The 23,887-nt window shown below is 38.3% G+C and carries 21 protein-coding genes and 2 pseudogenes; 14 read left to right on the top strand and 9 right to left on the bottom strand.

Annotation, left to right across the window (positions count from 1 at the left end; translation table 11 throughout):
• Window positions 1-93 precede the first annotated feature (93 nt).
• Window positions 94-1,158, bottom strand: a complete 1,065-nt coding sequence (chvE, locus tag E0H89_RS01940) for a multiple monosaccharide ABC transporter substrate-binding protein (protein ID WP_131214126.1) — start codon at window positions 1,156-1,158, stop codon at window positions 94-96.
• Between the two features lie 610 nt (window positions 1,159-1,768).
• Here chvE and iolG point away from each other — a divergent pair.
• The 4 genes from iolG to E0H89_RS01920 all read left to right on the top strand — a co-directional run bounded on the left by iolG (window position 1,769) and on the right by E0H89_RS01920 (window position 6,533).
• Window positions 1,769-2,794, top strand: a complete 1,026-nt coding sequence (gene iolG / locus E0H89_RS01935) for an inositol 2-dehydrogenase (RefSeq protein ID WP_131214124.1) — start codon at window positions 1,769-1,771, stop codon at window positions 2,792-2,794.
• A gap of 113 nt (window positions 2,795-2,907) precedes the next feature.
• The gene (locus tag E0H89_RS01930; RefSeq protein ID WP_131214122.1) at window positions 2,908-4,179 is read left to right on the top strand and encodes an MFS transporter; all 1,272 of its coding nucleotides are present in this window, start codon (window positions 2,908-2,910) and stop codon (window positions 4,177-4,179) included.
• Window positions 4,180-4,210: 31 nt separating this feature from the next.
• On the top strand, window positions 4,211-5,074 hold the full coding sequence (locus E0H89_RS01925; RefSeq protein ID WP_131214119.1) for a sugar phosphate isomerase/epimerase family protein: 864 nt from the start codon (window positions 4,211-4,213) through the stop codon (window positions 5,072-5,074).
• A gap of 268 nt (window positions 5,075-5,342) precedes the next feature.
• Window positions 5,343-6,533: an MFS transporter gene (locus tag E0H89_RS01920; RefSeq protein ID WP_131214117.1), complete on the top strand. Its 1,191-nt coding sequence runs from the start codon at window positions 5,343-5,345 to the stop codon at window positions 6,531-6,533.
• Between the two features lie 108 nt (window positions 6,534-6,641).
• Here E0H89_RS01920 and E0H89_RS01915 read toward each other — a convergent pair whose 3' ends face one another.
• Together E0H89_RS01915 and E0H89_RS01910 are read right to left on the bottom strand one after the other, a co-directional pair.
• Entirely contained in the window at window positions 6,642-7,715 is a 1,074-nt protein-coding gene (locus E0H89_RS01915; RefSeq protein WP_250697814.1) for a Gfo/Idh/MocA family protein, read from the bottom strand.
• Between the two features lie 177 nt (window positions 7,716-7,892).
• Window positions 7,893-8,813: a LysR family transcriptional regulator gene (locus E0H89_RS01910; protein WP_131214114.1), complete on the bottom strand. Its 921-nt coding sequence runs from the start codon at window positions 8,811-8,813 to the stop codon at window positions 7,893-7,895.
• 119 nt (window positions 8,814-8,932) lie between these two features.
• Here E0H89_RS01910 and E0H89_RS01905 point away from each other — a divergent pair, with 119 nt between their 5' ends.
• The 7 genes from E0H89_RS01905 (at window position 8,933) to E0H89_RS01875 (ending at window position 15,450) form a co-directional block, all read left to right on the top strand.
• Window positions 8,933-9,808 (top strand): dioxygenase family protein, encoded by an 876-nt coding sequence (locus E0H89_RS01905; RefSeq protein ID WP_131214112.1) that lies wholly within the window; start codon window positions 8,933-8,935, stop codon window positions 9,806-9,808.
• Window positions 9,808-10,476 (top strand): 3-oxoacid CoA-transferase subunit A, encoded by a 669-nt coding sequence (locus E0H89_RS01900; protein WP_131214111.1) that lies wholly within the window; start codon window positions 9,808-9,810, stop codon window positions 10,474-10,476. Before E0H89_RS01905 ends, E0H89_RS01900 begins: the two co-directional genes overlap by 1 nt.
• A gap of 24 nt (window positions 10,477-10,500) precedes the next feature.
• A complete protein-coding gene (locus tag E0H89_RS01895) occupies window positions 10,501-11,166 on the top strand; it encodes a 3-oxoacid CoA-transferase subunit B (RefSeq protein WP_131214109.1) in 666 nt (221 codons plus the stop codon).
• 30 nt (window positions 11,167-11,196) lie between these two features.
• Complete coding sequence (gene pcaF / locus E0H89_RS01890; protein WP_131214107.1) at window positions 11,197-12,408, top strand: 3-oxoadipyl-CoA thiolase; 1,212 nt, start codon at window positions 11,197-11,199, stop codon at window positions 12,406-12,408.
• Window positions 12,409-12,733: 325 nt separating this feature from the next.
• Entirely contained in the window at window positions 12,734-13,099 is a 366-nt protein-coding gene (locus E0H89_RS01885; protein ID WP_131214105.1) for a nuclear transport factor 2 family protein, read from the top strand.
• 11 nt (window positions 13,100-13,110) lie between these two features.
• Complete coding sequence (locus tag E0H89_RS01880; RefSeq protein ID WP_131214103.1) at window positions 13,111-14,178, top strand: maleylacetate reductase; 1,068 nt, start codon at window positions 13,111-13,113, stop codon at window positions 14,176-14,178.
• Window positions 14,179-14,268: 90 nt separating this feature from the next.
• On the top strand, window positions 14,269-15,450 hold the full coding sequence (locus tag E0H89_RS01875) for a maltoporin (RefSeq protein ID WP_131214101.1): 1,182 nt from the start codon (window positions 14,269-14,271) through the stop codon (window positions 15,448-15,450).
• A 181-nt stretch (window positions 15,451-15,631) separates the two neighbouring features.
• Here E0H89_RS01875 and E0H89_RS16955 read toward each other — a convergent pair.
• From E0H89_RS16955 to E0H89_RS01850, 6 genes and pseudogenes are all read right to left on the bottom strand, one after another.
• Window positions 15,632-15,760 (bottom strand): annotated as a pseudogene (locus E0H89_RS16955) (Fic family protein); the annotation flags it as partial.
• A gap of 123 nt (window positions 15,761-15,883) precedes the next feature.
• Window positions 15,884-16,171: a hypothetical protein gene (locus tag E0H89_RS01870; protein ID WP_131214099.1), complete on the bottom strand. Its 288-nt coding sequence runs from the start codon at window positions 16,169-16,171 to the stop codon at window positions 15,884-15,886.
• Window positions 16,168-17,716 (bottom strand): annotated as a pseudogene (locus tag E0H89_RS01865) (PepSY-associated TM helix domain-containing protein). Before E0H89_RS01865 ends, E0H89_RS01870 begins: the two are co-directional and overlap by 4 nt.
• A 3-nt stretch (window positions 17,717-17,719) precedes the next feature.
• On the bottom strand, window positions 17,720-17,998 hold the full coding sequence (locus E0H89_RS16625) for a hypothetical protein (RefSeq protein WP_131214097.1): 279 nt from the start codon (window positions 17,996-17,998) through the stop codon (window positions 17,720-17,722).
• 76 nt (window positions 17,999-18,074) lie between these two features.
• The gene (locus tag E0H89_RS01855; protein ID WP_131214095.1) at window positions 18,075-18,686 is read right to left on the bottom strand and encodes a DUF4198 domain-containing protein; all 612 of its coding nucleotides are present in this window, start codon (window positions 18,684-18,686) and stop codon (window positions 18,075-18,077) included.
• Between the two features lie 83 nt (window positions 18,687-18,769).
• Window positions 18,770-20,941, bottom strand: a complete 2,172-nt coding sequence (locus tag E0H89_RS01850) for a TonB-dependent siderophore receptor (protein WP_165494000.1) — start codon at window positions 20,939-20,941, stop codon at window positions 18,770-18,772.
• A gap of 521 nt (window positions 20,942-21,462) precedes the next feature.
• Between E0H89_RS01850 and E0H89_RS01845 the strand changes: the two genes are divergently transcribed.
• The 3 genes from E0H89_RS01845 (at window position 21,463) to E0H89_RS01835 (ending at window position 23,886) form a co-directional block, all read left to right on the top strand.
• Window positions 21,463-21,936: a tyrosine-type recombinase/integrase gene (locus tag E0H89_RS01845; protein ID WP_250697813.1), complete on the top strand. Its 474-nt coding sequence runs from the start codon at window positions 21,463-21,465 to the stop codon at window positions 21,934-21,936.
• 168 nt (window positions 21,937-22,104) lie between these two features.
• Entirely contained in the window at window positions 22,105-22,515 is a 411-nt protein-coding gene (locus tag E0H89_RS01840) for a cation efflux protein, CzcI-like (RefSeq protein ID WP_131214091.1), read from the top strand.
• 48 nt (window positions 22,516-22,563) lie between these two features.
• Window positions 22,564-23,886, top strand: a complete 1,323-nt coding sequence (locus E0H89_RS01835) for a TolC family protein (protein ID WP_131214089.1) — start codon at window positions 22,564-22,566, stop codon at window positions 23,884-23,886.
• The last annotated feature ends 1 nt before the right edge of the window (window position 23,887 follow it).

Genomic DNA, 23,887 nt, shown 5'->3' with positions numbered 1-23,887 from the left:
AGTCCTCTGTTGATCAGTGATTACTGACCAACACTTATCTGTTTTAATCGCCTTAACCTGTGTAAATTTTTATTTAAGTTGTTGAAAAATAAATTATTTAAATTGATTGGCTTTATAGTAACCAGATTTCACGAGAACTACATTCCAGTTATTTTTATCTACTAATTGAGGCTTAACTAAGTAGGTGGGTACAACTTTAGAACCATTGTTATAGGATTTTGTATTGTTTACAGGAACAGTCTGACCTTTAATAATTGCATCAACCATATTTGCGGCAGCTTTAGACAGTAAACGAGTATCTTTAAATACGGTTGAGGTTTGATCACCTTTCATTATTGCTTTTATATTTGCTGGTTGAGCATCCTGACCAGTAATGACAGGCATTGGTTGATTAGGGCGCCCATACCCAACACCTTTAAGAGAAGAGATAATACCTGTTGCTAGATTATCATTGGGTGCCAAAACAGCATGTAGACGGGAACCACCATAAAAGGCACTTAATAAATTATCCATGCGGGCTTGTGCTGTTGCACCTTCCCAACGTAAGGTCGCAACTTTAGCAAGATTAGTTTGTTTGCTACGAACAATAAGTTTGCCTTTTGAGATATAAGGATTCAAAACAGACATTGCGCCTGCATTAAACATGTGGGCATTATTGTCATCTAAAGAGCCTGCAAAAAGTTCAATATTAAATGGACCTTTACCTGCATTTAGTCCAAGTTTGTTAACAATAGAAGTTCCTTGTAGTACACCCACCTGGTAATTATCAAATGTGGCATAGTAATCCACATCTTTTGTTTTCATAATTAATTTGTCATATGAAATTACTTTAATACCTTTCTTTTTTGCTTTGCTTAATACATTTGAAACAGTCGCGCCATCAACAGGGGCAACAACAAGAACTTTTGCACCAGCAGTAATCATGTTCTCAATTTGAGAAATTTGCGTTGGTACATCAAGGGTTGAGTATTGCAAATCAGTCTTATAACCTTTGGCTTTCAAATTGCTGACAATATTTTTTCCATCCATAATCCAGCGTGCTTCTGTTTTATTGGGTAAGGCAATTCCAATTAATTCACCAGCAGCATAAGTAGAATTTGCAAATGCTGCTAAGGCAATCGTGGCTACAGAAGTGGTAATAGTTTTATACATTTTCATTGTAAGTTTCCTTTTGCTTTAAGCATAATTAACATCCGCAGATAGTTTTGAAGTCCATTCAAAAACCTGCATGACTGCTTCGAAAATTGATCGTCACAAGAGCCTAATAGGATCTTATAAGGAGTTTGATATTCATAAATTGAATGCCATAGCTCACCTAGACAAAACTCTATGTACATTTAGTCCAATACAGTGATTGACCATTTATTTAATGAGCTAGTCGACCTAGCACTTTCTTATTTAGAGCTTTTAAAAAAGCTCTTATACAATTTCTCCCTAAATTTTTTACGACGCTCCTGTCGTATTTGTCTATTAATCAATATCATTTCCAATGATCATTGAGTGAAGTCGTTATTAATTGTCTTGGAGTATAGAAGCGTCAAAATGGGAAAAAAATGTCAAAAATTGAAAATGTCTTTTGCAATATAAGGAAAAATAAAGGGGTTTTAATTTATTTATAAAAATGATAAGGCAGCAAGGTTGGTTAATTTCAAAAATGAAAAAGTGTTTTTAGAAATAGTTATTTTTTTTCAAAATCAGCTTGTATAACCTAGGAATCATCAAGAATAAGTAGTTTTTGAAGTTATCGTTATTAAAAGGAAGTATCTGTATGTTAAAAGTAGCAATTCTAGGTGCGGGACGCATCGCTCAAATCCATTCTAAAAGTGCATTTTTAAATACACAATGTGAACTTAAATTAATCGCTGATCCATGGAAAGAGGGCGTTGATAAACTAGCTTCAGAATTAAATTGTGAATCATGCTACGACTATTACGAAGCAATTGATCGTGACGATATCGATGCTATTGTGATTGCAACAGCTACGGATTTACACGTTGATTTAATGATGCATGCTGTGAAAAATAAAAAGCCTGTTTTATGCGAAAAGCCAATCGATTTAGATTTTCAACGTTCAATTGATGCTGTAGAAAAAATTCAACAAAATGGTGGTCAAGTCATGTTGGCGTTTAACCGACGTTTTGATGAAGATACTATTGCATTGAAAGCAGCCCTAGAAAATAATGAAATTGGAAGTGTTCGACAAGTAATCATTACAAGTCGTGATCCTGGTATGCAGCCTGTGGAATATATGAAAACTTCAGGCGGTATCTTTAAAGATATGACAATTCATGACTTTGATACAGCGCGCTTTATTTTAGGTGAAGAACCGGTTGAAATATTTGCCACAGCAAGTCGTTTGGTAGATGAAGAATTAGTTACTATTAATGATTATGATACCTGCAGTATTACTTTGAAAACGGCATCTGGTAAGCAATGCATCATTAATAACTGCCGTGAAGCGGTTTATGGATATGATCAGCGTATTGAAGTACTTGGTTCTCTAGGCTTATTAAAAACGCAAAATCATCGTCCTTCAACGCTGAAAAAATATGCTAAAGACTTTACTGGCTCCCAGCAGCCATTATTGAACTTCTTTTTAGAACGTTATACCAGTTCATATAGAAATGAGTTTGATGCGTTCATCTCTAGTTTAGTATCAAAACAAGCGTTCCCAACAAGCCTATTTGATGGCTTACAAGCTCTATATCTTGCGGTTTGTGCTATGGAATCAGTAGAAAGTGGCAAAGCTATTGCTATTAATCCAGAAGGTCCAGCAAAAAGCCTAGCTGCGTAAATTATCTATACTTATCTCAAAGAAGAGATACTTCAAATTATTTAATAGCTTAAGCAGTGTGTTCAATTACATGCTGCTTAGGAGACTATTATTCGAATATAAGGAAACTAGCAATGGATGCGAGTTTAAGTAATATTGCAGAGGCGCCTGTTAAAAGAAAGGCAATCTCCTTAAAAGCAGCATTGATTTTAGTCATTGTTTTTAATTTTATGTGGGCTTTTTCTCATACTTTACTAGATGTGCTGAATAAACATTTTCAGGATAAGTTTCACATTTCACATGGTGAGTCAGCTTTCATACAAACTGCTTATTTAAGTGCTTACTTTATATCTGCAATTCCTGTTGGCATACTTATGAAACGATATGGTTATAAAAATTCTATTATCGTTGGTTTGCTTCTCTTTGCTATAGGCTGTATGGGCTTTGTTCCAGCTACTCAGGTAGGAACATTTTCTGCTTTTTTAATAGTCATCTTTATTCTTGCATCAGGCTTAGCTTGCTTAGAAATTGTATGTAATTTATATGCAACTAAACTCGGTGATCCTAAGGATGCAACACGTCGTTTGACCTTAGCTCAGGCTTTTGGCGGTATGGGTGGAATGTGTGGTCCATTGGTCGGTGGAGCTGTGTTCTTCATCCCTGCAGGTACAATAGCAGGCTTTCATGTAGAACCTGCTACTTTGACTTATGCAGCACTTTCTATCCTCGTACTATGTGTCGTTGGATATATTTTTATGATCAAACTGCCTGATAATAATCAGCACGATCAAAATGCTATCCAAGTAAATCCTGACGATACTGTCTTTGAAAATATCCCCCTTCATAAAAATAAAAATGTTCGAAAAGCAATGTTGTCACAGTTTTGCTATAACGGTGCGCATTTTAGTATAGGTGCATTCTTTATTAACTTTGTGATTGAACATTGGCAAGGTATTACTCCAAGTAAGGGAGCTTATTTCTTATCAATCGCAATGTTCTGCTATATGACTGGCCGCTTCTTAGGCATCTTCATTATGAAATATATTGATCCAAGAAAACTGCAAATCTTTAATAGTGCTGTCTGTGTTTTAGCTTGTTTATTCGTAATGTTAGGTTATCAATATCTTTCGGTGATTGTATTGATTTGTATGTTCTTATTCAAATCAACACTATACCCAACAATTTTCTCAATGGGCGTGCGAGGTTTAGGAAAAAAATCTCAAATGGCTGCATCTCTCATGGTCACCATGTTTGTTGGTGGCGCAATTTTACCTCTTGTCATGGGTTATCTTTCAGATTTAACGAGTATTTCTACTGCATTTATTGTTCCTGCAATTTGTTATTTATTAATTTGCTGGTGTGCGATTACTCAAGATCTTACTGGATATAAATTCGCGAAATCATGAATTTCGTAACGTAAGTTTAAGGAAAAATTTTATGAACAAACCAGATTTATTAGCTGCTTATTGGACTTTAGCTGGTAACGTATACCCAGGTGCTCCAACAGAAATTAGTCCATTTACCTTACAGCAGCGAGTTGAAGCAGCTTCAAAAGCAGGGTGGAAGGGGATTGGTCTTGTTTTAAGTGATCTTCAAGCCACTCTGGAAAGTAATAGTCTAGCAACCATTCGACAGCTATTTAAAGACAATGATATTAAATATTTCGAGTTGGAAATTTTGTTAGATTGGTATTTAACTGGTGAAGACCGTAAAGTATCTGATTATGAACGATCAAAAATGATTGAACTGGGTGCAGAACTTGGAATGTGTAATTTAAAAATTGGTGCTAAGCCATTTGAAAACTCACCGAATAGTCTGGAAAACATGGCTGAGGAGTTTTCAAAGCTATGTAAAGAAGTTGCTCAAGTGAATGCGAATGTTGCATTAGAAATTATGCCATTCTCAAGATTGGCTACTTTAGAAGATGGCTTGAAAGTAGTCGATACTGGAGATTCAAACGGTGGTTTATGTTTGGATATTTGGCATTTAGCACGTGGAAATATTGATTTTGAGAAAATTAGTATGGTGCCTGCCCATTTGATTAAATCTGTTGAATTAAATGATGCAGCTGAAGAAATCCAAGGTGATTTATTCAATGATTCGACACATCATCGTAAGTTGTGTGGTCAAGGTTCGTATGATATTCCATTATTCTTAAATGAGATTAAAAAAGCAGGTTTTAACCAACCCTATTATGGTGTTGAATTAATTTCACAGGAACAACGTATTCTTACGCTCGATCAAATGGCTAAAAATGCTTATGAAACAACAATTAGTGCATTTAATTCTGTAGTAGCTTAATAGGTCTTACTCCCCCAATAGTAATGATTAAGCTATTGGGTGGGTAAAATTTTTTTTTAAAAAATCGACTCTATTATGATTATAAAATATTTAATCAAATCTCGATGGATTTAAATATTAGCTATTACATTTCTAAAAATATGACATTAGTCCATAAACAATCCAGGCTTCTATCTGTAACGAGCTGATAGTTGGTATAGGATTAACTATTGGCTTTTCTAACTTTTTTTATCCTATAAACTATAATTCAATTTTATTATTTCCTACTATGACATCTCATCCTCCCTTATCTCATTCTTATTCACTTTTTACTGTTATCTTGGCTCTAGCAATTGGTGGATTTTGTATTGGCACAACTGAATTTGTGGCAATGGGTCTGATTCAGGAAATTGCTAAAGATCTACAAGTGTCTATTCCTGATGCTGGTTATTTTATCAGTGCTTATGCCTTGGGGGTCGTAATTGGGGCACCAATTATTGCGATTACATGTGCCCAGATTCCTCGCAAAAAATTGCTACTACTCCTGATGTTATTCTACGGAATTGCTAATACTTTAACAGCTTTGGCGGATACTCCTGAAACTGTATTATTATCCCGATTTATTGCAGGACTTCCTCATGGGGCCTATTTTGGTATTGGAGCTTTAGTTGCTACTGAACTTGCTAATCCTAATCGGCGTTCCACAGCTATAGCATTAATGATGATGGGGCTTACCATAGCTACAGTCATTGGTGTTCCTTTAGCGACATGGATTGGACAACAATTTGGTTGGCGTTCTGGTTTTATATTCTCTGCCCTTATAGCTTTTTTAACCTTAATAGCAATTATATCTTTTGTACCCCATATCCCTGTTCATAAAACAGCGAGTATAAAAAATGAGTTAGCAGGACTTAAAAATATAAATATCTGGTTAACACTAGCTGTAGGTGCGATTGGCTTTGGTGGTATGTTTTCAGTCTATAGTTATATTTCTCCAATTCTAACTGAATACACTCAAACTGATATTATCGTTGTACCTTTCGCTCTTGCTATATGGGGAATCGGGATGGTAATAGGAGGACTCTTAGCTGGGCATTTTGCGGATAAGAATCTCAATAAAACTATTGTGGGAGTTCTAATCAGTTCAGCAATAACTTTCTTACTTGTTAGTTTTATGATGGATAATATCTTTACAGCGCTCATAGGCTTATTTTTGATCGGTATGACTGTAATTGGTTTAGCAAGCACACTTCAAATACGTTTGATGGAAGTTGCTGGTAATGCCCAAAGTCTAGCGGCATCCCTTAATCATTCTGCTTTTAATTTAGCCAATGCTTTAGGTGCTTATTTGGGAGGGTGGGTATTAACTCAAAATATGGGATGGCTTGCACCTATTCAAATCGGTTCTGCTCTAAGTTTAAGTGGATTATTAATTTTTATTATTGCTTTATTAGTTGAGAAAAATGGTCAAAAAAATTAATTTTTTTAATATGGATTTGATTATATTTAAATCGTTAGAAAATAAGTTTTTCATCAGTGAAATAGAAAAGCAGCTATAAATAGCTGCTTTTTTTAACATATATTTATTTTAAAGAAATACTTCAATACCATTTTTTCCAGCAGAATCAAATAATGCTGCAAGTAAAATTGAAATATTATGGGCCTGAGTCGCAGGGACTTGAGAAGGCTTTTTATTTAAATATGAATCTAGAAAAGCATTTAATTCACGGTCAAAATAAATTGGGTTTCCAATTTCTGCAATATCGGGAGAATATTCAGTTTTCTTGGTTGCCCAAATTTCAGGGAAGCTAGTTTCGTTCCATTCTGTCCAACCTTGTGTCGTACCTTCCACATTACCCGTTTGGTAGAGTTTATAAGATGAAGGTAATGAACGTGAAGACATGATGCCTTCTGTACCATAAGCTGTCATATCCCAGCTTTCTGTCCATGGAAGAACATCCCAAGACATGAAGTCAACGACGACAATTTTATCATCATAATTAAGAATGGCACCTGCAGCATCTTCACGCGATTCTTCACCTTTAAAATCTTTAAATTTGGTGATGCGGGCATTAACAGATTTAGGCATACCAAAATGGTGTAAAACTCGGTCAAATAAATGACAACCAATTACAAAGAAAGCACCACCAAGATCACCTGGTTGTCTCATATGTGCAGTTTCTGCTTCATTATGAGAGCAACCTGCATGAGCACGAATTTGTAAAACTTTACCAATTTTACCTTGCTGAATAACATCCTGCATTACATTGATTGAAGGGGCAAAACGCCAACAGTAACCAACCTGAACAAATCCATTATATTCATTAACAGCATCAACGATGCGTTGTGTATCTGCTACACCTCGACCAGCTGGTTTTTCAACTAATACAGCTTTTCCTGCTTGTAAAGCTGCAATGGTTAGATCAGCCATTTCGTAGCTTTTTGAATGAACCAGTACGATATCGATATCTGGATTACTTAAAATATCTTCCTTTGTTCTTACTTCAATATTTAGTGCATCGCAGAAGGGCTTTAGAAGTTCACTTTGGTCTGCTGCACCATAAATTTCAATATCTTGACGGCGTTGAAGTGCTTTTACTCGTCCTGATGTGTGCGGATGTGTAATTCCTAACAACGCAACTTTTAATTTATCTTTTTGCACAATAAAACTCCTGTAAAGAATTTTCCAATTTTGAATACAAGCAAGTTATCTTTTTCTAATATGTGTATAAAGAACTTTTAAGGAAATGATTATTTCAAAATTGAAATAATCATTCATGAATATTCTCTCTAGAATAATTTTAAGGAAAGGATGACTTATTTATTGGGATAATCCAATTTATTGAATAGAACTCCAATAGCGTTCGTATTCTTTATTTTTAAAATCTTCAATTAAGAAATCTATAAATAATCTATTTTTTATCGGCATAAATTGTCTACTTTGAAAAGCAATGTTGATATTAAGTTCAGGAAGTTTCCAGTCCGTTAATATTGGAATCAATCTTCCTTCCACAATGTCTTGATAAATAATGTAGAGCGGTTGAATGAGAATTCCAGCACCATTCAATGCAGCAGATCTTACGATTTGACCATCATTTGTTTCCATAATCGGATTTAATGCAAAATTTTTAATTTCATTGTTTTTAGTGAAACTTAATATCCGTGGATTGTTTGCATGGCTATAAAGTAAAATATCGTGCTCTTGGAGTTCTTCAATCGTGTTCGGTTTTCCTTTTCGCTTTATGTAATCATACGAGGCAGCTAAAATTCGATGTGTAGTGACAAGTTTTCTAATGGTTAGATTTGAATCTGGTTCGAATTCACGTGTTCTAATCGCAATATCAATATTGCTATCAATGATGTCTTGATAGCGATTTGCACCAATTAAGTTTATTTTTATTTTAGGGTAAAGTTTATTAAATTTAGGAATCAAAGGGGTGATGTGCATAATCGCAAAAGAAATTGAAGAGGTGATTGTAACGGTTCCTTCTGGTTCAACCGCAGCAGAACTAATCGAAGATTCCGCTTGATCAATTTCAGAAAGTAAATCTTTACACTTCTTATAATATTCGATTCCAATCGTTGTTAATGATAATCGACGAGTAGTACGTTCAATCAATCTTACATTGAGTCTGTTTTCTAATGAAGTAATGTGCCTTGTTGCTGCTGCATTAGATATTTCTAATTTTTCTGCTGCTTTATTAAGTGTTCCAAGCTCTGCAACAGCAACGAATAACTCCATGCTCGTTAATCTGTCCATACAATCCCTTCCTATTATTTCCTAAATGAAATAAAGATTTTCTTAACCAATATTTTATTTCAATAATTAACAGCTTAGCATGAGATTTATAGGAGTTAGATTTATTTTATGGAAAAATTATGAAAAATTTAGATGAAAGAACAATCACTCAAGCGGTTATAGAAAGAAACTCTTTTTCTTCGAATGAACGATTAAAAGATGTAATGCATTCTTTAGTACAACATCTTCATTCTTTTGCACGAGAAGTTGAGTTAACTGAAGAAGAGTGGGAAATAGGGGTGAAATTCTTAACTGATGTGGGGCAAATTTGTAGTCCAACTCGTCAAGAATTTATTCTTTTATCTGACACACTCGGGTTATCAACCTTAGTGATTGCTCAAAATCATAAAAAACCAATTGGATGTACTGAAGCAACAGTATTTGGACCATTTCATGTCCAAGATGCCCCACGTTTAGAGCTGGGCAGCAATATGAGTGAGGGTGTAAAAGGTACTTCGTGGTTTGTTAATGGTGTCATCAAGGGTATTGATGGTCAAATTATTCCTCATGCAGAGATTGAAGCCTGGCAGGCAGATGATGAGGGTTTTTACGATGTACAAAAAGAAAATATTGATAAATACCAAGGGCGAGCTATTTTCCATGCCGACAAAGATGGAAAATACCATTTTCAAACGATTGTTCCTGAAGCTTATCCAATTCCGCATGATGGGCCTGTGGGAAAAATGCTTGAAGCATTAAACCGCCATCCGTGGAGACCTGCTCACTTACATTTCATGATTTCTGCTCCAGGTTACGAGCGCTTAGTGACTCATGTATTTAAAGATGCGGGTGACTATTTAGATTCTGATGCTGTTTTCGGGGTGCGTACTTCTTTAATTGCAGAATGGGTTAAACATGAAAGTGGTATTGCTCCAAATGGCGAATACCAAAGTCATCCTTTCTACACATTAGATTTTGATTTCATTTTAAACAAACAAAAGGTTGAGGCTGCTTAATGATTAATAAAGCTGCGGCATCCCTTGAGGAAGCGCTCTCCCACATTAAAGATGGTGCCACCATCATGATTGGCGGCTTTGGTACAGCTGGTCAGCCGGCTGAACTGATTGATGGTTTAATCGAACTGGGTGTAAAAGACCTGGTGATCGTCAACAACAATGCCGGCAATGGCGACTACGGTTTGGCCAAGCTGCTTAAAACCGGTGCGGTGCGCAAAATCATCTGTTCCTTCCCGCGTCAGTCCGACTCCTATGTGTTTGATGAAATCTATCATGCCGGAAAAATTGAACTGGAACTGGTACCTCAAGGCAACCTAGCTTGTCGTATTCAGGCCGCAGGCATGGGCCTTGGTCCAATCTACACACCAACCGGTTTTGGAACTTTGCTGGCTGAAGGCAAACCGATCCTGAACTATGAAGGCAAAGACTTTGTGCTGGAAAACCCGATCAAGGCTGACTTTGCCTTGATCAAAGCTTATCAGGGCGACCGCTGGGGCAATCTGGTTTACCGTAAATCGGCCCGTAACTTTGGCCCGATTATGGCCATGGCTGCCGATGTCACCATTGCCCAGGTTTCCGAAGTGGTGGAACTGGGTGCACTCGACCCAGAGCACATCATTACCCCGGGGATTTTTGTTCAACACGTGGTTGCAGTAAAACCTGCATAGTCATTGGCATTGGAGTATTAAAAGATGAGTTATAGCAAATTAAGCCGTGACCAGATTGCTGAACGTGTGGCGCAGGACATTCCCGATGGTGCCTATGTCAACTTGGGTATTGGCTTGCCGACCAAGATTTCCAGCTATCTTCCTTCAGACAAAGACGTGTTTTTACATTCTGAAAATGGCCTGCTGGCCTTCGGTCCTCCTCCTGCTGAAGAAGATCGTGATCCAGAGCTGATTAATGCAGGCAAGGAATTTGTGACCTTGCTGGAAGGTGGTGCCTTCTTCCATCATGGTGATTCCTTCGCGATGATGCGTGGCGGTCATTTAGACATCGCGGTACTGGGTGCATTCCAGGTTGCTGAAAATGGGGATCTGGCCAACTGGCATACCGGTGCCCCTGATGCCATTCCTGCAGTGGGCGGTGCAATGGATCTGGCGGTGGGTGCAAAAAAAGTCTTTATCACCACCGATCATGTCACCAAAAAAGGCGAACCCAAGATTGTTGCAGAACTCAGCTATCCGGCAACCGGTCTGAAATGCGTGGACCGGATTTATACCGACCTGTGCGTGATTGATATGACAAGTGACGGCATGAAAGTGATTGAGAAAGTTGAAGGTTTGTCTTTTGAAGAATTGCAGTCGTTGACCGGTGCAAGGCTGATTGATGCGACGAATAGCATGATTCAAGCTTAAGTTAATACAGAATTCTGGAAGATAACTGAAATGAAAAACGCCTATATTATCGATGCCATCCGCACCCCATTTGGCCGCTATGCCGGTGGTCTTGCCCCAGTTCGTGCCGATGACCTCGGTGCCTTGCCGATTAAAGCGCTGATAGAACGTAATTCTTCAGTTAACTGGGAACGGGTTGATGACGTGATTTATGGCTGTGCCAATCAGGCCGGTGAAGATAACCGCAATGTAGGACGTATGTCAGCACTGCTTGCAGGTCTGCCTTATCAGGTGCCTGCCACCACAGTCAACCGTTTATGCGGTTCATCGCTGGATGCTGTGGCGATGGCAGCACGTGCCATTAAAGCCGGTGAAGCCGAGTTGATTATTGCCGGTGGTGTGGAATCCATGAGCCGTGCTCCCTTGGTGATGGGTAAATCGGAAGGCGCCTTTCGACGCAGCCAAAAACTTGAAGACACCACCATGGGCTGGCGTTTTATCAATCCCAAGCTGAAAGAGATGTATGGCGTCGAAACCATGCCGCAAACCGCTGAAAACGTGGCGGAACAGTTCAATATCAATCGTGAAGATCAGGATAAATTTGCCCTGGAAAGCCAGAAACGCACTGCTGCGGCACAGGCAAGAGGATTCTTCGATAAAGAAATCATTGCTGTGACCATTCCACAGCGTAAGGGTGATGCCATTGTTATTGACAAGGATGAACATCCTCGTGCCTCTACAACTGCTGAAGGTTTGGCGAAATTAAAACCGGTGGTGAAAGCCGAGGGAACGGTAACTGCGGGTAATGCTTCAGGAATCAATGATGGTGCCGCGGCCCTGCTCATCGCTTCGGATGATGCTGTTGCAAAATACGGCTTAAAACCACGTGCTAAAATTCTTGGCGCGACCGTGGTGGGTGTTGAACCTCGCATCATGGGCTTTGGCCCAGCGCCAGCGATTAAAAAGCTATTGGCACAAACCGGTTTAACCCTAGATCAAATGGATGTCATCGAGCTGAATGAAGCATTTTCTGCTCAAGCCTTGGCAGTGACCCGTGATCTGGGTTTAGAGGATGGCTCAAGCCAAGTCAATCCAAATGGTGGTGCAATTGCCATTGGTCATCCACTCGGTGCATCTGGGGCTCGTTTAGTGACTACGGCTTTGAATCAGTTAGAACAAACAGATGGTACTTATGCCTTATGTTCAATGTGTATTGGTGTGGGACAAGGGATTGCGATCATTATTAAAAGAGTAGTGAGCTAGTATTATTCCTGAGAGATTGAATTAAAAGGGATCCTTATTTAGGATCCTTTTTCAATATTCATATTCTATAAAATATAAGGCTATGCATTAATATTCGATAAAAATAAAAAAGAAAAATCTCAATAAAAAAATAATTTATAAAATAGCTTGAATAGATAAAAACATTAAAGAAATAAATATATAACATATTGATTTTAAATAACTAATTTTATTGCTGGGTATTCTTTCAATTATGAAAATATAATTTCCTAAATCGTTGTTTTTTACTCTTTTTATAAAAGATACGATGAATTTTATTTGAGTTATCTAGAGTGTAATTAATCTAATGGAAGACATTTTAATTAAAAATCTTGAAGAAGAGCGATTCAAGGCAATTGTTGAAAGCCGCTATGAGGATTTTGCAAAGCTGGCTCATCCAGAAATGACTTACACCCATACAAGTGGAATTACTGATTCTAAAGAATCATATTTAAATAAATTGTTTGGGGGGTTTTATGATTATAAATGGATCGAACACCCAATTTCTAAAATTCAAATTATTGGCGATGTTGCACTTGTATTTGGTGAAATGCATTCGGAATTAGTCGCTGGAAATATTCAAAAAAATCTAAAAAATAAATCATTAGCGATTTGGAGAAGGGAAAACAACGAGTGGCTTTTCTATGCCTATCAGCCTACACCGTTACCATAAGGAGAAGTAATATGAAAAATGAGTTTATATATGATGTACCGCAGAGCAGAGTAATTTTTGGCGCGGGTTCCCTTAAAAATTTAAAGGCTGAAATTGAAGCTTTAGGTGCTAAAAAAGCATTAATTTTATGCACACCTGAACAGGTTGCCTTGGCAGAAAAGATATCTGATCTGCTTGGTCGTTCTTCTGTGGGAATCTTTCCTAAAGCTGTTATGCATGTACCAATTGAAACAGCCAAAGAAGCAGTGACTGTTGCAAGAGAATTGGGGGCTGACTGTGCAATTGCAGTGGGTGGTGGTTCCACAACTGGGCTAGGTAAAGCAATTGCTCTTGAATATGATCTGCCAATTCTTGCCATTCCAACAACTTATGCTGGTTCAGAAATGACACCAGTATATGGAATTACGGAAAATGGGATCAAGAAGACTGGAAAAGATTCTAGAGTTTTACCAAAAACCGTTATTTATGATCCTGAACTTACTCTAAGTTTGCCATTAGATATGTCTATTACTAGTGGAATTAATGCAATCGCTCACGCGGCTGAGGGCCTATATGCTCAAAATGGTAATCCTATTATGTCTTTACTGGCCGAAGAGGGGATTAGAGCCTTAGCGGATGGGCTAAGACTCTTAAAGAAGAATGACCAAGATATTGAAGCTCGTAGTTTATGTCTATATGGAGCTTGGTTATGTGGTTATGTCCTTGGCAACGTAGGCATGGCGATTCATCATAAACTTTGTCATACATTAGGAGGAAGTTTCAATCTACCACATGCACCGACTCATACTGTCGTTCTTCCACATGCAATTGCATATAACGAGAAGGCTGTTCCTGAAGCGATGGAAAGAATTAAAAGGGCTTTAGGTGCAAAAGAAAGTACTGCTGCAAATGCTTTATTTGATCTTGTGACGGAGCTTGAAGGTCCTACATCTTTAGCAGAACTAGGCCTAACAGAATCTGGTTTGGATAAAGCAACGGAAATTGCATTATCAAATCCATACTGGAATCCTGAACCAATTGAAAAAAATGCAATTCTTCATTTATTACAGAATGCATTTGAAGGGATTCGCCCTAATTAATTTCATAATTTTTTAATTAATGAGCGAACTAATCTGACCTATTTATTTAGGTCAGTTGGATATTTTTGTCTAAAAAATGGAATTTAAAAAATGAAAAAGACGCTATGGATGTATAGTGCTGCACTTTTAATGTCATCACAGGTTGTTTCTGCAATTGAAGTAAATGGTTATTTCCGCACAGGGATAGGCGGGACTGATCATGGGGATATGCAAGAGTGTTTCAAACTGACAGGGGCACTATCAAAATACCGCTTAGGAAATGAGTGTGAACAATATGGAGAGATATTTGCGTCACAAGAGTTAGCAGAGCTTTCTGATCATTCAAAAATTAAAATTAATGGAATGGTTCAATTTTATAATGATTATGGTAAATCATTGAAATTCAGTGGAGATAATGGGTATACCAGAATGAACCAGATTTATCTGGATTGGACCAATGTCTCATTTTTAAATGGTGGCAATTTCTGGGCTGGGCGAAGATACTACAATCGAAATGATATCAATATGTCAGATTTCTTTTATTGGAATCAGAGTGGAACTGGATTCGGAATTGATAATTTTAAGTTAGATAATTTTGCCCTTAACTATGTGTTTTCTAGAAAAGATGACCTATTTCAAGAAAAATATATAAATAGACATGATTTTACAGTTAGTGACATCAAGTTAAATGATAAAAATGAATTGAATTTGGGATTATCTTATATTGATCATGAGAATGAAGGATGGGCATTCACTATCCAAAATATTACCTCAAATATTCTTAATGGTAAGAACACGATTGCATTCCAATATGGTGAAGGACCTGGAACTGGTTTAGGCTATACGGGGAATGTAAGTTTAGACCGAGAAAATACATCATTTCGTATGCTCGATGTAGTGGATTGGCAAAGCCCAAGTAAGGTACTTAATGGTCAAGCTCAAATAATTTATCAAATTAATGAATATTCAAAGCAAGAGGATACAAAATGGTTGTCGGTGGGATCAAGAACATCATACGTTGTAGATGATCATTTCAAGTTAACAGGTGAAATTGGTTATGATCAAATTAAACAAGGTAATGAGACACGCGATCTAACGAAGATTACTATTGCACCAACGTTTACCTTAAAGGGTTCGGGTTACTACGATCGTCCTGAACTAAGATTATATTATACATATGCATTCTGGAATGATGCTGAACAAAAAATGCGAGATTTAGCGAACCCAGATAGCAGCTTCTATAGCACATCCAACGGTTCTAACTTTGGCGTTCAATTAGAACATTCGTGGTAATTTTTTAAGACCCTTTAGAAAAATTGAATTTATGTGGTTTTATTAATAAGGCCACATAAATTTGATACCATTATTATGACGCCTTCGCTCTAAATTTTTAGAATTCTTGATAAGGCTTAAAGCCATTTAAAACTAGATTTTCAATCAACAGAATGTTTCTGTTTACAATAAGCTATTAATTGATTAGACAAGGAGGACAACCAATTTGCATTAATTCTAAATTCATGAGTAGACGCGGACTATAACCATTTTCATCTATAAATGGATAAATGCCAACAAAGTCAGTATGAACTTTTGCTTCATGTTCAATGGAATACAATCTATTCAGAATTCCTTATTATCTAGTTTTTATAGTAATGTAGAAATTACTGAAGCTCATTAGTTAGAGTGAGCTTCTAATAAAATTCGAAAGAATTCATTAAAAGACTAAAAATCAAATTTTCTGAAGTTTTTCTAAGTCATTTACTTTTAAAATAAAGATAAAAAGTACAGGACTTATAAAAATCCATAGAGCAACAAAGCTAATACTATTGCTGAACGTTATGCGCAGCAGGAACATCGCCAATAGAAGAAGACTTCCAGCAGCAGCTTTGGACAAGTTTGGGTATGTGGCAAGACGGGCATATCTGGATTGTTTTGTTCGAGCGATATGTTTATTGCTGACTGCATATAAGCCAAAACAGGCAAGCCAGATGAGTCCGGCAGCGGCAAGCAATATCATGATGAAGATTCCTGCTGGACAGTTTTGAGTTTTGCTTGAATTTTATTAACCGCCTTTTGCTGCATAGGGCTAATCTTTTGGTGTAAAAATAATGCTAATAAGGCAAATATCCAAAGCATGAGATCAATACGTAAAAATATCCAGTAACTAGTAAAAGAATTAACATGATGTTGGGTAAATAAATAATAAGCATCCACGAGAGGAAGTATAAAAGTAGCGGAAATCAATATTTTGAGCTGTATTTTCCATAAATGCTGCTGCGGAGTTACGCATGCCAGAATGAAACTGCCGAACCAAATGCTGAAAAAAGTATAAATTTCATAATTCAGTGCACTGGCAGGGATAGTAATCAGGCGGTTTGCATATAAATAGCCTAGCATCGCAATAGGTAGACCGATAATCATGGCTATATTCAGGCGATTCACTAAATAGTGTCCGAAATGAAATCGATTGGTTTTATTCTGTATTTGCCGTTTTAGGCTCCAAAGCAGCAGTCCGGATGCAATCATCGCACAGCCTAGTATTCCAGAGAAAAACAGGGCTAAACGAAGGGTCGGCTCAGCAAAGCGTGCCATATGCAAGCCATAAACACCCGCATTCAGGGTGGCAACTGCACTGTTATTTCGGGTATTTGTAAGTATTTCTCCCGTGGCAGCATTTAGCGTGATTTGAGCCTGAGTTCGGGTGATGGATTCATCTTTCAGCTCAGTCAGGGTAATTTGCGCCAGCTGCGTATTGGGCTGCTTGACCGTGATATTATCAAATACAGCATGGCCCCATTGCTGTTGGGCAGTGGTGATAAAATATTGAATCGGCAGCATTTCTGTTTTAAGCGGAACAGCAGGGCTGGCTGATACGTTAACCGTGCGAATTTCTTCAAAATATTGAAATGGATTATCCGGATACAGCTTTTTCATACCAGAAGGCAAAACAATATAGAAGAATATCGCCAAACCGGTAAAGGTAATGGTGAGAAAAAACGGCAAGGCAATGACCGAAGTTACATTGTGAAAATCGAGATAAGATCGTTGGCCCTTAAAGGCTCTTAAGGTAAAAAAGTCAGTCAAGATTTTTTTATGGGTAATAATCCCTGAAATCAGGGTAATGAACATGATAAATGCCAATCGTACGTCCGATGACATAAGGCAGGCCATAAAGCTGAAAATGGAAGCTATAGAAAAAATCACCGCCTTGTGTTGCTGACAGGCTTAGTTCTTTGCCTGTAGATGCATCTAGAGTCTTTCTTTCATAGCCCCCATCGGCCTTCTGCCAATATATTTTATTAACAGGTGATGCTTGATTTGCCACCCCGATATACCAGCTTTTGGCATCTGGTGCATGTTCCTGCAAATAGCTGTAGGCGGACTTAACGGCTGTTTCCTGATTGACCTGCATGCTGGCCAATTGCGGCTGCATCCACAAACTGATTTCATACCGGTAGTACGTCACCGCTCCGGTTAAAAAGATCGCGAACAGCAGCCAGCCAAAAGTTAAACCCAGCCATGAATGCAACCATGCCATAGATTGACGAACAGATTTATGCATGGGTTAACCTATGAATCGGGAAATGATAAATAACAGCAGTAAAGGGATCAGACTATACACAGACAGTTTTTTTAAACTTTGGACACAGAATATTCCAATCACAAAGCAAGCATAAAAAATCAGACCAATAAAAGCTGCCAAATACACGGATTCAGCCTTAGGCAGATAAGACTGTAAAAGGTAAGCCAGATCGAGTGCTATAAAATAGCAGCACAGATAGCCCACCCCAAAGCTCATCAATAACCGGTATACCATGGCGAATGGCTGCATTACAGAAATCATCTTTAGCCTTGAGCATGCCTTGCATGGAACTATTAAAATTTCCCTCATAGCCAATCAGTGAGGGAAATCTAAAACATTAATGAATAAAGCTTAAGCTTGTGACCAAATACTGTTTTTTGTACGCTTGCTGATTTAATTTTCCAACTTTATCGGCTTCTTTACTGATTTCAATTACATATTGGCCTTTCCACGGTGTTTCAACTTTGACTTGCCCTTGCTGATTGGTGGTGTATTTCTTTTCCCAGTACTGTGGGGAAAATACGGTCAGCTCAACACCCGATGCAGGTTTGCCCTCATAAAATACCGTGAAGGTATTGCTGTTAATTTGGGTAGGTACAATATCCAGCTCAGATTCTGCTTTAAGGTTCTGCCTGCCAGCTTTAGCATGATAAGTCAGTAATGATTCACCATAAATCAGCTCATTGCTGAGCTGAACATCTGCAGTGCCTTTGGTTGCATAGCTGAGATGGTCATGCTCTACCTTAGCCTTGAGTTTCTGTTTATCCTGAATGGCCGTAGCAGTATTAAAAGACTTCAGGGCGCTGTCTTGAGTATCTTTTAACTGGTCACTGTATTCCCCAAAAAAAGCATGAGTCTGACTATCCGTACCACGTTCCAGCCAAAGCATGTGTGCCTGAGCCGACAGGGCAGCAGACAATCCTAGCGTTAAAGCGATTATTTTTTTCATGTATGGCATCCTATATATTGATCATAATGCTGTTGATTTCCAGCCTATCTTCTAAGCTGAATAGCTCAGCTTGAATTCAAGCATTAGAACTTATAGCTCAGCATCATATTGACGTTACGCGGTTCATTAAAATTCAGCTGGTTGCTGGAAATGTTATAACTTTTCTTATCAGTTAAATTGCGGACATTCATTTGCAACGCCACTTCTGGACTGATTTGATAACGGCCCATCACATCAATCAGTGCATAACTGTCCTGTTTGATTTCTCCACCTGTCACGCTAAAGTGAGTGGCATTTTGCCAACGTAAACCTGCACCCACGGTAAGCGGTGCAAACTGCTGAGTGAAGTCATAGCTGGTAAATAGATTTGCAGTTTTATTTGGACGGTCAGGGTCAATTTTTTTACCGTCTACATCTTCTAAATTGAACTGCGAATAGCCGGCGGTGATATTCCACTGCGGTAGAATGCGCCCACTGACTTCGACTTCAAAGCCTTCACTGCTTGAACCGTCAATGGCTTTATAAACATCTTCATCACCTTGACCGAAGTTGACCTTCTCTCCAGTTTTTATGCCATAGTTATCTTGTTCAATTTTAAAGACTGCAGCACTGGCATTTAAGCGTTCATCCAAGAAGCTGCCTTTAATACCCAACTCGTAGTTGTTGCCTTCAACAGGGTCTAGATATTGGCCATTTTTATCTTTTTTAGCCTGAGGCTGGAAAATGCTGGTATAGCTGGCATATGTAGACAACTGAGGAGTGAGTTCATAGACCAGACCGGCATAGGGAATAAACTGGTGATCAAACTGCTGGGTATAGTTTTGGGTATAAAGTCCGTAGCCACTTTTTTCATAATCCGTCAGTCTTGCGCCAAGGATCAATTTTAGTGGTTCAGCAATACTCCAACGTGTCACACCATAAAATGAGTTTTGCTTGATGTTTTGACGTTCATACAGTGTTCTATCGCCCCAATTGGGTTGTGCACCATCTGTGAAATCCCAGTTAAACAGATTTGAGACCTTAACATCACACCATGGATTTGTGGCTTTGTCGGAACATTCTACAGGGGTATAGTCAGAACTGAAGTCCTGATTCGAGTATTGATAGCCTAGGGCAAAGTCATGCTTTTTATCCAATAAATTAAAGTCACCAGAGAGTTGCAGCGATGCTGTATCTTGAGTGGTATTGGTAAAATATTGTCCAAATCCGGCACTTACACCAGAACCATTGACTGGATCAGGTGCACCGCTTAAATACATAAGTTTGGAATGCCCATCACGGTCGCCATATTCATAACTGGCTTTTAATTCCCAATCATTTTCAAACCTATGTCGAAGACTGGCAAAAATATTGGTGTAATCCGTTTCCCAACGTGCCCAGTCAGGAGCAATCGTGGTAGAACGAGACCAGGGAATTAATGCACCGTTGCTAAAAACGGCTGGCAATCCACCCCAAGTGGGTGAATGCGTATCATCCTGCTGGTAGCTGATACCTGCTGTCAGCAAGGTGCGATCTGAAATATCATATTCAGCAGTCAATAAACCGGTAAAAATGTCTTTATTAAGTTTATTTCTAAAACTGTCACCTTCTTCATAGCTCAGTACCGCACGTCCACGCAGTGATCCATCCTCAGTAAGGGCATTTGCAACATCGCCCATCACATGATACTGATTCCATGAACCGCCTGAAACTTCTAAATTTGCTGTAGGTTCAGTGCTATTGGCTGTTTTACGGATCATGTTAATGGCAGCAGATGGATTGCCTGGACCTGTCAGCAGACCAGTCGCACCGCGAACCACTTCCACACGGTCAACAAGGTCTGTTGAACTGAAAATTTCGCCTTGACTCCATTGCGTACTATATGGCGTAGCTATCCCATCTATTTGATAGTTATCCACCTGAAAGCCGCGTGAATAAATATTGCCACGGTTACTTTCACTTTTTTGAACAATAATACCTGTCGTATTTTCAGCAACCTCAGTAACATTTTTTAATTGTTGATCTTCGATACGCTGACGAGTGACTACCGATACCGATTGAGGGGTCTCTTTTACACTGATATTTAAGGGCAGGGCAGTTTTAGCTGTTGATTTCGTATACCCGGTATCAGTTTTTTCTGTAGTTAAAATAATGGTGGGGAGTTGTTGAATTCCAGTGCCAACCTTTTCATTGGCCGTAATTGATTGAGATACCAATATAGCGAGAACAGAATAGCTTAGGAGATTAACTTTATAAGAAATAGGAGAGTTGGACATTGTTGTAAAGTACATATAAATAATAAGCGACATCTTAATGATAATCATTATTATTAGCAATTGTTTTTTTGGGTTTTTATATCCATAATTTTTGAAATATTAAGCCTGAATTTAAAAGATTGATACAAACAACAGAACTACTAAAAAGATGTGTTATATCCTCTTAGTTTTTATATGGTATATACTGGTATCACTAATGTACTGTTTCAAATTTTGAATTCTGATTTGAATAAGATTTTAAGTAATTCAATAAATTAGATTTGGGTCAAAATTGGGTCAATGAATATTCATATTTGTAAAATTTTGTTTAAAATTAACTGTTTGGGTTTTGAGTTCAATTGACGCCACCCACCAAATTCTTAAATTTATATGTTGTTACATTACGATATATGAATTAAAAAGCCTTAAACATCAGTGTTTAGGGCTTTTTTTATGCCTGTATATAACTTTGTATGAATGAGTACATAGCTTGTTGCTGTGTATAGTGTGAGTTAGTGAAAAGCCACCATACAAGAAAGATTATGAAGCGAGCTGATGTAAATAAATTCCCAATGAGAGATACAATACTTAGTTCATTGGAGCCTGAAGAAAAAGAATATCGGGTGAATGATGGGGATAATTTGCATTTCGTAGTTCATCATAAAGGCAATAAGCGATGGGAACTAAGATATAAAAAACCTAGCACTGGTAAATGGTCGTGGTTGGGTTTAGGTACTTATCCTGAAGTTGGTGGGAGATGGGCAAGACAAAAGGCTGATGAAGCACGTAAGTTAATTTCGCAAGGTATTGATCCAGTCGTACAGAAAGCTGAAGAAAGATTGGTAACGTTGGAGCAAGGAGCTTATACATTCAAGCAACTCGCTGAAGAGTTTTATCTGACAAAAACTTGGACGCCTGATACCAAGGCTAGAAACGTTGGGGCAATCAATAATCACGTTATACCTGTTATGGGAAATCGTGATTATCGAATAATAACTAAACAAGAATGGCATTGAATAGCCACCGAGTATGTAGTTGCCTTTTATTTAAATAAAATGACTAACTAGAAGAATTTAAAAAACTCTAAAAATTTCCTTAAGCTGACTATTTTTTATTAGCAAACTATTGACCTTAGTCTTACTCCAAGCCTTATAATCAATTCAAATATTAATTTTGATGCAATTATGCGTTCAGTAAAATGGATTACAGTATTGGTGACCCTGTTCACGTTCCAAAGCCTGTGGAACGTGGCGGCAGCCTTTTGTGTCCATGAAGAGCAGGCGCAGGTGTTGCAAACTTATCATTTTGGTCATCACCAAAATACCTTATGTGCCAGCGATAGTCGTCAACACAATCATAATGGACAGTCAGAAAACATAAAAACAGTCAGTAGCGATTTAGAAATCGGTGAAGATCATCAAGATCATCTACCGTCGATGACGCACTTGATTGTGCAAAATGAAAAAATCAGCCTGTTAACTCTACCTTCAGATGATAAAACTATTCCACATTTCTATTGGAATAACAGTTATCAGCCACCTGATCTGTTTCAACAAAGCCCACCTCCCGAATTTTCCCCGCTCATGGTGGGGTAGCCTAAAACATTCCCACCACTTTTATTATTTAAATAAGTGGGAAAAATCATGTCTTTACAATCAATGGCATTCTTGTGTCATAGTTTGCTTGCCTGTGTGTGTACAGCAGCTATGCAATACAGCCATGCTGAAAACGTTACCAGCTTTGAATCCGCTTTAGCAAAAGTACAAAGTTACCAGACTCAAGATCAGCTGTGGCAACAAGGCCAGCAGATTTCTGAATTGAATATCCAGCAAAGCCGGTTATGGCAGAATCCAAGTATAAGCATAGAGCAATCTGGCTTTGGCTCGGATCAAGAACAGGAATTCAATGTCGGTATTCGTCAATCACTAGATCTATTTGGTCAGCGTAAGCTGAATCAGATAATTGCCAATACCTCGGATCAACAAATCCAATTGCAACAGCAATTATGGAAGGCGCAAAGCCAACTGATTGTTAGATTTGCATGGTCGCAATTTGCACTTGCTGAGGTTGAACAGTCTGCTTATTCATCACAATTAAAAACAAGTAAAGCCAATCTGGACAGTGCGCAGAAACGCTATCAGGCCGGCAGTATTGCACTGGTTGATTTTGAGCGCGCTCAAATTGAAGCGCTAGAATTCCAACGACTTTATCAGCAAGCGATGCTGAATCAACAATCCGCTGGTCGTCAGCTGTCTCATTTGTGGGGAGAAACGTCTTCACACCTTCAATTGAATAAAACCGCTATTCCTTGGCCAGAGCAAAGTCATCAAACTGTACAACGTTATATCGCTGAAGGGTGGCTAGAAAAACTGTATGCCTTGAATATTCAGCAATCGGATCATCAAATTGAAAATCTAAGAATACAGGCACGTCCCAATCCCACTTTAAATGTAGGCATGAAACGTAGCAAAACTCCCAATGAAAGTAACGATACGACTTTGGCAATGGGCGTGGATATTCCCCTGAATATTTTTAACCGCCAGCAATATGCGATCCCGATGGTCCAGCAACAGCAAATACTGCTGAACCAACAGCAGCAGCGTGAGCTGAAGCAACAAATACTCGATATTGCCAACAGCATGCATCAGCTCAAAGGTTTACGTAGCCAGTTCGATGCCACCACAGCACAACTTACATTGGCGACCAAAGTTCAGAGCCGTACTTTACAAGGTTTTCAGGCAGGAAAACTGGCAATTACCGACGTTCAGCAAGCAACCACTCAACTGCAGAATCTTCGATTGGGTCAATTACAAATTCTACGTCAGGCTTGGCAAACGGCCCTCACAGCTGAAGCACTCAGTATTGGCACAAGTTATGAAGAAATTAGCCGTTCGGATGCCTATATACAACTGAATAAAAAGGTAGTCGAAGCATCACAAAACTTAATCAATGGGGGAGCACGATAAA

Source organism: Acinetobacter sp. ANC 3781, from assembly GCF_004331285.1.
Taxonomy (GTDB): domain Bacteria; phylum Pseudomonadota; class Gammaproteobacteria; order Pseudomonadales; family Moraxellaceae; genus Acinetobacter.
This window is presented reverse-complemented; position numbering and strand designations above follow the sequence as displayed.